The sequence below is a fragment of the Pantoea sp. Taur genome, from assembly GCF_009830025.1.
Lineage (GTDB): Bacteria > Pseudomonadota > Gammaproteobacteria > Enterobacterales > Enterobacteriaceae > Pantoea > Pantoea communis.
Window position 1 is genome coordinate 1 of sequence record NZ_SZZZ01000024.1, and the last position, 12,167, is coordinate 12,167.

At 54.5% G+C, this 12,167-nt stretch carries 10 protein-coding genes; 3 read left to right on the forward strand and 7 right to left on the reverse strand.

The window, feature by feature from the left end:
* Positions 1 to 817: 817 nt before the first annotated feature.
* From mglC to FD744_RS22350, 7 genes are all read right to left on the reverse strand, one after another.
* The gene (gene mglC / locus FD744_RS22320) at positions 818 to 1,828 is read right to left on the reverse strand and encodes a galactose/methyl galactoside ABC transporter permease MglC (protein ID WP_034824905.1); all 1,011 of its coding nucleotides are present in this window, start codon (positions 1,826 to 1,828) and stop codon (positions 818 to 820) included.
* Positions 1,829 to 1,846: 18 nt separating this feature from the next.
* Entirely contained in the window at positions 1,847 to 3,367 is a 1,521-nt protein-coding gene (gene mglA, locus FD744_RS22325) for a galactose/methyl galactoside ABC transporter ATP-binding protein MglA (protein WP_034824907.1), read from the reverse strand.
* 70 nt (positions 3,368 to 3,437) lie between these two features.
* A complete protein-coding gene (gene mglB, locus FD744_RS22330) occupies positions 3,438 to 4,433 on the reverse strand; it encodes a galactose/glucose ABC transporter substrate-binding protein MglB (RefSeq protein ID WP_034824919.1) in 996 nt (331 codons plus the stop codon).
* Between the two features lie 304 nt (positions 4,434 to 4,737).
* Entirely contained in the window at positions 4,738 to 5,778 is a 1,041-nt protein-coding gene (gene galS / locus FD744_RS22335; protein ID WP_160869470.1) for an HTH-type transcriptional regulator GalS, read from the reverse strand.
* Positions 5,779 to 5,919: 141 nt separating this feature from the next.
* Positions 5,920 to 7,080: a DUF418 domain-containing protein YeiB gene (yeiB, locus tag FD744_RS22340; RefSeq protein WP_058962269.1), complete on the reverse strand. Its 1,161-nt coding sequence runs from the start codon at positions 7,078 to 7,080 to the stop codon at positions 5,920 to 5,922.
* A gap of 51 nt (positions 7,081 to 7,131) precedes the next feature.
* Positions 7,132 to 7,797 carry a GTP cyclohydrolase I FolE gene (folE, locus tag FD744_RS22345; protein WP_034824925.1) on the reverse strand — a complete coding sequence of 222 codons (666 nt, stop codon included), beginning with the start codon at positions 7,795 to 7,797 and terminating at the stop codon, positions 7,132 to 7,134.
* A gap of 125 nt (positions 7,798 to 7,922) precedes the next feature.
* On the reverse strand, positions 7,923 to 9,053 hold the full coding sequence (locus FD744_RS22350) for a YbfB/YjiJ family MFS transporter (protein ID WP_160869472.1): 1,131 nt from the start codon (positions 9,051 to 9,053) through the stop codon (positions 7,923 to 7,925).
* Between the two features lie 104 nt (positions 9,054 to 9,157).
* On the opposite strand from FD744_RS22350, the gene FD744_RS22355 reads away from it, so the two are divergent.
* The 3 genes from FD744_RS22355 to fghA are packed head-to-tail and all read left to right on the forward strand — an operon-like array spanning position 9,158 to position 12,095.
* The gene (locus FD744_RS22355) at positions 9,158 to 10,069 is read left to right on the forward strand and encodes a LysR family transcriptional regulator (RefSeq protein ID WP_038645851.1); all 912 of its coding nucleotides are present in this window, start codon (positions 9,158 to 9,160) and stop codon (positions 10,067 to 10,069) included.
* A 46-nt stretch (positions 10,070 to 10,115) separates the two neighbouring features.
* Positions 10,116 to 11,240, forward strand: a complete 1,125-nt coding sequence (locus FD744_RS22360; protein WP_160869474.1) for an S-(hydroxymethyl)glutathione dehydrogenase/class III alcohol dehydrogenase — start codon at positions 10,116 to 10,118, stop codon at positions 11,238 to 11,240.
* A gap of 12 nt (positions 11,241 to 11,252) precedes the next feature.
* Positions 11,253 to 12,095, forward strand: a complete 843-nt coding sequence (gene fghA, locus FD744_RS22365) for an S-formylglutathione hydrolase (protein WP_058962266.1) — start codon at positions 11,253 to 11,255, stop codon at positions 12,093 to 12,095.
* Positions 12,096 to 12,167: the final 72 nt, after the last annotated feature.

A 12,167-nucleotide genomic window follows, 5' to 3' on the forward strand; every position in this document is an offset into this window, starting at 1 on the left:
CGAAGAGATCAGCGCTGGGTGGTGTGATGAGAAAGCTGGTGCATATCTGCTTCGGTGTGCTGATGAAACAGCAGAGATATGACGAGAATTACGCAGTAGCGGCTTGACGTGCAAGACGGTAGCTGCGGGCTATCCTGGCATCCTCACTCTGTTCAGCGCTGCGAAATGCCTGCCCCCAAAGCGACACCAGCCTGCTATTGAACTTAATTGCGTGCTGTTAAAAGAAGGCACGCAGCGTCAGACCATAATCGAATAGCTGCAAGGGCTATGCTCGGATGCCGTGCATTTGGTATCAAGACAGGCACAACGATGTTGCTTCCTTTCTTTTCCACCGCAAAAGCCATCTGCAAAAAGTACAATATCCGTTCAGAAAACGGGCTCGATGTTTGAAGCCATGTCCCTTCACCGCTGAAAGAAGTATTCGCAGAAGCCGCATATTTTTGAAAAAACGGGCACAACGTTTGAGGCCAAAGCACCTCTGCTGATGCAAGGGCTATCCGCAGCGCTGAGGCTTTTACGTTGGGCCAGGAGATCCACGCAGGGATGCGTGGATCAGTTCGGGGCCGACCAGGGATGGTCGATCCCCGAACGGTCCGTAGGCACGACGTGGAAGCCGAGGGCACCGCGTCAGCGGCGCGAGGACTGCCCGGCAGCAGCAGAGGTGCTTTGAGCCCACACCGCACCCGCCCTTAGTCCTCGCCCTTCGCCCTTAGCCCCTAGCCCTTAGCCCTTAGCCCTTAGCAGTTTGCACAAATAAAAAAGGCCACCATTTATAAAATGGCAGCCTTTTGCAGTGATGTGTTGCTGTGTGTCAGTCTTATTTTTTACGTGCGTACTTCAGTGAATCCAAGGCTACAGCGAAGATGATAATGCCGCCCTTGATAATATACTGCCAGTAAGGGTTCACGCCGATGTAGGTCAAACCGTAGTTGATAACGGTGAAGATGATCACACCGGTCACCACACCCGCAACTGTACCCACACCACCCGCAAATGACACGCCGCCGACCACACAGGCCGCAATCGCATCCAGCTCATACATAAAGCCGAGGTTATTGGTGGCACTGCCGATGCGGCCCGCTTCCAGCATCCCGCCGAAGGCGTAGAACACGCCTGACAGCGCATACACCAGAATCAGGTTCAGCGGCACGTTAACGCCTGAAACACGCGCGGCTTCCGGGTTACCGCCGATGGCAAAGATGTTCTTACCGAAGCGCGTTTTATTCCATAGAATCCACACGAAGATAATGGCAATGAACGCGTAGAAGGTAATGAACGACAGCTTGAAATCACCGAAACGGAAGAAGCCCTGAGCAAAGGTCGAGAAGCCCGCGTCAAAACCGGCTACCGGTGATGCGCCAACAAAGTCGTAATACAGCGAGTTAATGCCGTAAACGATAATCATGGTGCCCAACGTGGTGATAAATGGCGTCACTTTCAGATAAGCGATGATCACGCCGTTCACCAGGCCAATCACACCACCGATAATGCACACGGTCAGGATAACCAGTGGAATCGGTACGGTATCCAGGTGCGGGAACACCTTATTGGCGTTATCCATGGATTGCAGCAAGGTCGCCGCAACCACCGCGGCCAGACCGACCTGGCGCCCGGCTGACAGGTCAGTACCCTGCGTCACGATCAATCCGGCCACGCCCAATGCAATAATAATACGCACTGAAGATTGGGTCAGAATGTTACTCAGGTTCATTAAACTTAAAAACGTCGGATCCTGGAAAATAATAATTGCCAGCAGTACCAACAGGACAACGTAAATGCCGCCCTCTTTTAACCAGGTTAGCGCATTCTTTTTAGTAGTCGCTTTCATGTTAAAGCCCTTGCTTCATTAAAGGTGTAATGACGCTAAACGCAGGATTTCATTCTGCGAGGTCGTTTTGGTCTCGACAATGCCCGCTACCAGGCCATTACTCATCACTAAAATACGATCGGTAATTCCCAGCAATTCTGGCATTTCAGAAGAGATAATAATGATGCCCTTCTCTTTCTTCGCCAACTCAGAAATTAACTGATAAATTTCGAACTTAGCACCAACGTCAATACCGCGCGTCGGTTCATCCAGCATCAGAATTTCCGGCTGGGTTAATAACCAGCGACCAATAATAACCTTCTGCTGGTTACCACCGGAAAGCGAACCAATTTGCGTATGATGACCTGGCGTTTTCACGCGCATTGAATCAATCACCCACTGGGTATCACTCTTCATGCGCTTATTATCAAGCAAGCCCATGCTGGATTTGTATTTTTTAATATTGGAAATAAGCGAGTTAAAACCAATATCCAGATAAGCATAAATCCCGGTTGAACGACGCTCTTCCGTTACCAGCGCAAAGCCGTGGTTAATCGCTTCATTGGCACTGTGGTTATTAATCGCTTTACCGTGCAGCTTAATGGTACCGCCTGACTTCTCGCGAATACCAAATAAAGTCTCAACGATGTCAGTACGTTTAGCGCCCACCAATCCGGCGATGCCTAAAATCTCACCTTTGCGCAGGTCGAAGGAAATATCGCGAATCGACGGCTGACGCAGCGAGGTTAAATGACGCACCTCAAGAATAGTTTCGCCCGGCACGTTGGTCTTATCCGGGAAACGCTGGTTCAGTGAACGACCGACCATCATGGCGATGATCTTGTCCATATCCAGCCCTTCCAGCGGCTGGGTGGCAATCCACTGTCCATCACGCAAAATCGTAATCTCATCACACAGTTGGAAAATCTCTTCCATCTTGTGTGAGATATACACAATACCGCAGCCACGATCTTTCAGCTTACGGATAATAGTGAACAAGTGATTCACTTCTTTTTCGGTCAGCGACGATGTTGGCTCATCCATGATGACGATTTTCGCGTCATAGGAAAATGCCTTGGCAATTTCAATCATCTGCATTTGCGAAACAGACAGATTAGCCACTTTATCGCGTGGATCGATATCAATATCTAATTCGTCAAAGATCGCTTTGGTATCGCGATACATTTTATCCTGATCAACAAACACGCCTTTACGTGGATAGCGGCCAAGCCACATGTTATCCATCACGTTGCGTTGTAAAACCAGGTTTAATTCCTGATGCACCATTGAAACGCCATTTTCCAGCGCTTCTTTGGAACTTTTATAATCAATTTCTTCACCCTGAAACAGGATGCTCCCCGTATCCTTTTTATAAATACCAAACAGGCATTTTAATAATGTGGATTTTCCGGCGCCGTTTTCGCCCATTAAGGCATGGACGGAGTGCGGCCGCACTTTCAAATTCACATTATCTAAGGCTTTCACCCCTGGAAATGATTTCGAGACATTCGTCATCTCCAGCAGATATTCACGCTGTGCGGTCGGATTCTCACTGGCCATAATTTACCTGGCTAAATAAAACTTGGGTCAGATGCAATAAGGCGCGGCGTGCTGCCGCGCCCGGTACGTATTACTTCACAAACTGAGACAGGTTTTCTTTATCGACTGGTACGTAAGGAACACGTACGATTTTGTTTTCCATCTTGAAGTTAGTACCGGCGGTTGGCTCTTTGCCATCGGCCAGGTTCTTCGCGATATCAATGGTGGCTTTTGCCTGGTTTTCCGCATCGTTCAGCACGGTACCGGCCATCGCACCGGATTTCACCAGTGCCAGCGCTTCTGGCAGCGCATCCACACCAAACACCGGAATGCTGGTTTTGTTGTGCGCTTTCAGGGCTTCTACTGCGCCCATTGCCATCGCATCGTTGTTCGCGATGATCACTTCAATTTTGTTGCCGTTCGGTCCAGACAGCCAGGCGTCAACTTTGTCTTTTGCCTGTGCGGTGTCCCACATCGCGGTATCCATCGCCAGCTGCTGAGTTTTGAAACCATCGGTGTTCAGGGTTTCGATCACGTATTTGGTACGGGCTTCAGCATCCGGGTGGCCCGGCTCACCTTTCAGCAGAGCAAACTGAATCTGACCATCTTTGTTCAGATCCCAGGCTGGGGTGGCTTTCCAGTGCTTCTCAATCAGTTTGGCCTGGATGATGCCTGACTCTTTAGAGTCGGTACCCACGTAGTAGGCTTTCGGGTAGCTGGCCAGCACTTTGGCATTCGGCTCTTTGTTGAAGAACACCACTGGCACATCATTCGCTTTCGCTTTGTCGATCACCACTGCCGCAGCAGCAGGGTCAACCAGGTTGATTGCCAGCGCTTTCACGCCTTTGGCCATCAGTACGTCAATCTGGTCGTTCTGGGTGGACTGGCTGTTCTGCGAGTCATTCATCAGCAGTTGGATGCCGCCCAGTTTTTTGGCTTCGCTGTCGATATCCTTGCGAACCATAGACATAAAGTTGTCGTCGTATTTATAAATTGTCACGCCAATGCGGGTATCGGCGGCGTGCGCAGTTGCACCAAACATCATGCTGGCAACCAGTGCTGTGAGCGTGAAAACCTTCTTATTCATGGTATCTCCGGTTTTTTATGTAGGGCATATCATCGCGCTGTGCTGCTTGCGGGCAACCAGCGCAGTCGGTTCAAACTCATTTATGGGGCGGACGCGTAACGCAAAGCCGGGCCACCATCGCTATCCTGACTTCCCTGTACGTAAACGCTTCCTGAAGAGTGTTGTGAACTATTTCAATCGGCTACTGAAACCTGACCGGAGAAGGAGAACCCGGCGTTACATGATGTTTCAGTCCGGTAAGACGCAGCCATCATAGTGAGCGCCATGTTAATTAACTGTGAATGTAATCACAGATTGGAAACGGTTACACAGCGCTATCGCCCGAATTAGTGACCGACTCCACAATTTGCCGCTGAGCGACCGAATGGCGGCGCACCAGGGTCGGCATAAAGCAGTGTGTGGCGTCGGGATCGAGTTCGCCCGCTGCGCCTTTTAAGGCCAACTCCGTGGCCAATTTAGCCATAGAAACAATAGGATAGCGGACAGTCGTGAGTTGAGGATCGGTGTAACGCGAGATGGGAATATCATCAAAGCCGATGACGGAGAAGTGCTGTGGCACCTGAATGCCATTATCTTTCAATGCGGTCAGCGCACCGGCGGCCATGCCGTCGCAGTAGGAGAAGATGGCGGTTAAATGCAGGTTACGGCCCAGTAACTCCACCATCGCCGCTTCCCCGCCCTGCATGTCCGGTTCGCCATGGGCAATCCAGGACTCCTGCGGGCGAATCCCCTGCTCTGACAAGGCTTGCAGCCAGCCTTCACGCCGTTGCGTCACATCTTCAATCGGGTGGCTGGAACTGAGATAACCAATGCGTTGATGGCCCTGTTGTAACAACATGCGCGTTGCCATCAGTGAACCCGTTACATTATCCAGGCAGACGCAACGATGTTCGTACCCGGGAATAGTCCGGTTAATCAGCACCATACCTGGAACCTGATCCATAAACTGAGTTAGTTCAGCGTCTGAAAGCGTTTTCGCGTGGACCACTAAAGCGTTACATCGTTGACGGATCAGCACTTCAATCGCATGGCGCTCTTTCTCTTCCTGGTGCCATGAGTTGCTGATCAACACGTGTTTGTGCACGCGCTGTGCCACGGTATCTACCGCTTTTACTAACGCGCCAAAGAAGGGATCGGATACGTCCATCACCACCACGCCGATGGTGTCACTGACCTGGGTGGCCAGTGCCTGCGCATTGGCATTGGGGCGATAACCTAACGCCTCTACCGCCTGGAGTACGGCTTCACGGGTATCAGAGGTGACTGCACTGCTGTTATTGAGCACACGCGACACGGTGGCTACTGATACACCGGCCTGACGGGCGACATCTCGAATCGTTATCATGCAGCTGTTCCACAGAGGAGAAAATGCGCGACAAGCGCGTAACGGCGCTATTTTGTCAGGGCATTTTATTCAGCTGCGTGAATCACGTCACACGAATGAAAACGGTTACATACAAATCTGCAACCTTTGTGATGAACATCATTATCTGATGCGGGAGGAAGGTTCCGTTTTGCCGGCGGCGAGACGTGTCAGTTTGCGCCAAATCCACTCCATCGGGCCCTGCGGGAAAAAGCGCAGCCAGAGCACTGAAAACAGGATATTGACCAACCAGATAGCCGGGACCAGTGCCAGCAGATGCAGGCGATCAAACTTGAGGAACAGATTGAAGCGATAGAACAGCGTGGTGCAGATCAGCGTCTGTAGCAGGTAGTTGCTGAGTGCCATGCGGCCAACGCATTGCAGCGCATAACTGAAGCGCGTGGCACCGATTTGCGGCCAGAAGCCAAAACAGAGCGCCGCATAGCCGAGACTGATAAACGGGCTAGCGAGATCGCGCGGCACCTGCAGTAAGAAGCCGCTCCAGCGGAACTCCCAGTCCAGTAACCATTGCGCCACAATGCCGGGAATGGCTATCAGCCAGCCGATCGTCAGCAGCAGCGCGGCCGAGCGACGATAGTGCTGCACGCTGAACTCGCCTTTCAGCCAGCCGCTGCGCATCAACGCCGCGCCAATCAGCATCAGTCCCGCCAGCTGCCAGCCGTACTGCGCGGCCAGCGCCATCAAGCCGGATGAGAGATGGTCGAGGCGGTTCTGAATCGCTTCCCAGCCGCCGACCAGTTTCCAGTAGCTTTCATACTCAATATCGGCAGCACCCGGCAGCCACGAACGGCCCGGTTCCGGGCTGGAAATGCCCCAAAACACCAGCAGTACGCCGCAACCAATCAGGTAAAGCAACACGCCAGTTTGCAACAGAGCTTTGTCCGAAGGCACTTCACGCAGCATCCGCCAGATAATCAGCCCGGTCAGACCGTAATCCAGCAGGATATCCCCTTCCCAGAAGAAGATGCTGTGAATAAAACCCAGCAGCACCAGCAACGTCAGGCGCGCCGACATCCAGCGACTGCCACGCGGGATCTGCAGATAAAGGCCACCGCCAAACAACAGCGCAAACAGCGTGAGGAATTTCAGTTGCGCCAGGCCATCCATGATCGCCCAGGTCCAGGCATCAGAAAGCGAGATAGTGCCCTGCCACGCCGGATTGAGATAGGCAGCCGATGGCAAGCCAAAACCCACGATATTGAGCAGCAGAATGCCGAGAATGGCGCAACCACGAATGAAATCCAGCGCAAGATAGCGTTGCATCGAGTGACCTGACGGAGAGAGAAAACGGGCGGCAATAAGCCGCCCAAAGGATTAGCTGTGACGCACCGCGCGTAAGAACTCCTGGCGCGTATTCTGGCTGGACTTGAACAGGCCACCCAGTGATGTGGTGGTGGTGGCGCTGGTGGCATCTTTCACGCCACGCGCTTTCACGCAGTAATGCACCGCATCAATCGACACCGCCACGTTGTTGGTGCCAAGCAAAGTTTGCAGCGCCACCAGCACTTGCTGGGTTAAGCGCTCTTGCACCTGTGGACGCTGGGCAAAGAACTGCACGATGCGGTTGATCTTCGACAGACCAATCACCTTCTCTTTCGGGATATAAGCGACGGTGGCTTTACCGTCGATAATCACGAAGTGGTGCTCACAGGTGCTGGTCAGGGTGATATCACGCACGGTGACCATCTCATCCACCTTCATCTTGTTTTCGATGACGGTGATTTTCGGGAAGTTGGCGTAATCGAGGCCTGAGAAGATCTCGTCCACGTACATCTTGGCGATGCGATGTGGCGTCTCCATCAGGCTGTCATCTTCCAGATCCAGATTCAGCAGCTGCATGATTTGGGTCATATGACCGGCGATTTCACGCTTGCGGGTTTCGTCATCCATCTCGCGCACCGGGGCGCGTAACGGCGTTTCCAGGCCACGCGCCAGCAGCGCTTCGTGAACCAGGGCGGCTTCCTGACTTAAGGTGCTCATCGTACTCTTTCTCCGGCAGGTGATGCGCCCGCAGATCGTCGCCTGCGGGGGAAATTCTGAGCGCGTATTGTGAAACACAACGCGCGCGTAATCCAGCAATCAATCCAATCGGAGATGAAAGCTTTTCATGGTGCCGAACGGCGTAACACCAGTAAGCCCGCCAGAATCAGTGCGACACCCGCTACCCACAAGGCAGGATCGAGGCGGTGCCACAGCAAACTGGAGATCCATGACAGCAACGGCCCGCCCAACTGACCGACTGCGTAGCCGGTGGTCAGCAGACCGGCCAGATAGCGCGCGTGATGCGGCGCCAGCTCACGACCGTATTGCAGCGTCAGTTGCACCACGCATAAGAATCCGCCGCCGACTAACAGCGCGCTAATCAACAGCCCATCCAGCCCTGGCAGGACAATTGCCGAGATCACGCCCAAAGCCTGCGCCCAGAGCACCACTGCCAGCCGCAGATGGCTGCTGCCCCAGCGCCGCGTCAAAATGCCGAGCACAATGCCGATCACCGCTGCGCCGCCAAACACCGGCCAGACAAACTGCGCCAGCGCACTGTCCGGGAAACGCGCGGCGGTCATCTGCGACAAGAAGGTCGCAGGGAGAATGTAACCAAAACCGGCGAGGCTGTAGCTCAGCACCAGGCGTTTTAGATTACCGTTGAGCACCAGCGGCGCAGGCGCCTGATCGGGACGATGTAACTGTCCCGTGCGCGGTAAAAAACGCGCAATGGCGGCAATGAACAGCAACGCCAGCAAACCATAAGCCGCCCAGCCCAGTGCCGCGCTGGCACCGCTGGCATGCAGCGCCACCGCCAGCATTCCGCTGATGAAAATCCCGGTGCCGGGTCCGGCAAACACCGCCGCCGACAAGCCCGGCCGTCCATGATGCAGTAGTTGCTCATTGCTCCACGCAGCGATCAGCACCATGGCCCAACCGCTGGCGCCACCAATCACGAAGCGGATCAAACCGTGCAGCCACGGCCCGCTGACGCAGGCAGACAGCAACGTCAGGATCACTGCGCCCCACACGCCAGCCTGCAGACGCCATTCGACACGCTTGTGCGCACGCATGGCATCAAAGGAGCCACACAGATAACCGAGATAGTTGAGCGCCGCCACCAGACTGGCGCTGGTCAGCGTTAACTGATGGTCCTGAATCATCAGTGGCACCTGCGGGGTGAAAGCAAATCGCCCAATCCCCATCGCAACCACTAAACTTAAAAACGCGCTCAGCGCGACACGAAACGCCATTCCCACTCCCGTTCAGATTCTTTTAGCACTTGTTATTAGCATGCATGACGATTACACTCACGAAAAGTGAATAATATTAACCAAGTTGTTTACGGAAAGAGAATATGGATTTAGTACAACTCCGCATGTTCTGTTCTGTGGCTGAAACCGGTTCGCTGGCGCGCGCCGCGGAGCTATTGCATCGCGTGCCCTCTAATCTCACCACTCGTCTGCGCCAGTTGGAAGAAGAGATTGGCGTCGACCTGTTTATCCGTGAGAAGCAGCGTATTCGATTGTCGCCAATGGGCCACAATTTCCTGAATTATGCTCAGCGCATCCTTAGCCTGAGCGATGAGGCGCTGAATATGGCCCGTGCCGGAGAACCGGGCGGGAACTTTGCTTTTGGTTCGATGGAGAGCACCGCCGCGACCCGTCTTCCTGGTCTGCTGGCGGCTTATCATCAACGATTTCCCAATGTGGCGCTATCGCTGGTGACGGGCACCTCGGGCGATATCATCGATAAAGTGCGCGCCGGTACGCTGGCGGCCGCGCTGGTGGATGGCCCAGCCACCCATGATGATCTCAACGGCTGCATCGCCTTTCGCGAGGAGATGGTGCTGATCACCAGTCTCGATCACGACCCGATTACCAGCGCCCGCGACACGCAGCATGACACGCTGTTTGCCTTTGGTAACAGCTGTTCGTATCGCACCAAACTGGAGTCCTGGTATCGCGAAAGCCAGACCTCACCGAAAAGCGTGATGGAGATTCAGTCTTACCACGCGATGGTGGCGTGTGTGGCAGGCGGTGCGGGCGTGGCAATGATTCCGGCGTCGGTCCTGACGCAGATGCCCGGCCGCGCGCGCGTGCAGGAGCATGCACTGCCGCCTGCGTACCGCGATACCGCCACCTGGCTGATGTGGCGCCGCGATGCCTTCACGCCCAACGTGGAAGCGCTGAAGTATTTGATTATTGAAATGTTTGACGACCGCCCACTTAACGATGAGTTGCTGCATCCGCTGCAAACCGCTGAGTGAGTTTTTAATTTTAAGTAAATCACGACATCTGAAGAAGAGGGATTGCATGAACATGATTAAAACCCGCGCTGCCGTTGCCTGGGCAGCGGGCGAACCGCTGAAAATTGAAGAAGTGGATCTGATGCCACCGCAGAAAGGTGAAGTGTTAGTGCGCATCGTCGCCACCGGGGTGTGCCACACCGATGCTTACACCCTGTCCGGTAAAGATCCGGAAGGCGTGTTCCCGGCGATCCTCGGTCACGAAGGCGGCGGCGTGGTGGAAGCGGTGGGCGAAGGCGTCACCAGCGTGGCGGTCGGCGATCACGTGATCCCGCTTTACACCCCAGAGTGCGGCAAATGTAAGTTCTGTCTGTCAGGCAAAACTAACCTGTGCCAGGCGATCCGCTCCACCCAGGGTAAAGGTTTGATGCCAGATGGCACCACCCGTTTCTTCAAAGACGGCAAGCCAATTTTCCACTACATGGGGACTTCAACGTTCTCTGAGTACACCGTGGTGCCGGAAATTTCACTGGCGGTGATCAGCAAAGAAGCGCCACTGGAAGAAGTGTGCCTGCTGGGCTGCGGCGTGACCACCGGCATGGGCGCCGTGATGAATACCGCCAAAGTGAAAGAAGGCGATACCGTGGCGATTTTCGGCCTCGGCGGCATTGGTTTGTCGGCGATCATCGGCGCGAAAATGGCGAAGGCCGGTCGCATCATCGGTATCGACCTCAACACCAGCAAATTCGATCTGGCGCGCAAACTGGGTGCCACCGATCTGATCAACCCGAAAGATTACGATAAGCCGATTCAGGATGTGATCGTTGAACTGACCGACGGCGGCGTGGACTTCTCCTTTGAGTGCATCGGTAACGTGAACGTGATGCGTTCCGCGCTGGAGTGCTGCCACAAAGGCTGGGGCGAGTCAGTGATTATCGGCGTAGCCGGTGCCGGTAAAGAGATTTCCACGCGTCCGTTCCAGTTAGTGACCGGTCGCGTATGGCGCGGTTCGGCGTTTGGTGGCGTGAAAGGCCGTACCCAGCTGCCGGGCATCGTGCAGGATTATCTGGACGGTAAGTTCGCGCTGAACGATTTCATCACGCACACCATGCCGCTGGAAGAGATTAACGAAGCCTTTGATCTGATGCACGAAGGGAAATCCATTCGTTCGGTTGTGCATTTTAACAAGTAAAAAGGAGGCGTTATGGCATCCACTCTGGAACTGCTGGAAGAACATCGTATCTTCGGCGGCTGGCAGCAGCGCTGGCGTCATCAGTCGGCGGTGCTGAACTGCCCGATGACCTTCAGCATTTTCTTGCCGCCACCGCAGGATGACACGCCGCCACCGGTGGTATGGTTTCTCGCCGGACTGACCTGTACCGACGAAAACTTCACCACCAAAGCCGGTGCGCAGCGTGTTGCCGCTGAGCTGGGCCTGGTGCTGATTATGCCGGACACCAGCCCACGCGGTGACGAAGTGGCCAACGACAGCGGTTACGATCTCGGTCAGGGCGCAGGTTTTTACCTCAACGCCACGCAGCAGCCCTGGGCGGCGCACTATCGTATGTTCGATTATCTCAGTGAGGAGTTGCCGGCCCTGGTGGCGGACAACTTCAAAGTGAGCGATCGTCAGTCGGTAATGGGTCATTCGATGGGCGGCCATGGCGCGCTGGTATTGGCGTTGCGTCAGGGTGGACGTTTTGCTTCGGCATCCGCGTTCGCTCCAATCGTCAATCCAACCGAAGTGCCGTGGGGACAAAAAGCCTTCACCGCCTATCTGGGTGAAGATCGCCAGACCTGGCGCGAGTGGGACAGTTGCCTGCTGATGCGTGAAGTGGAACAGCGCTTACCGATTCTGATCGATCAGGGTGATAGCGATCAGTTCCTCGCCGATCAGCTGCGTCCGGATCGCCTCGAAGCGGTAGCGCGTGAGCAAGGTTTTCCGCTGGAGCTGCGCGTGCAGCCGGGCTATGACCACAGCTACTTCTTTATCGCCAGCTTTGTCGAGGACCATCTGCGGTTCCACGCGAAGCATCTGTTGGTGTAGTTCACGTCAGTTGATGTGGAGACAGTAAGGGCGCACCAGTTGCGCCCTTTTTTGGCTATGGCTGACTGTGAT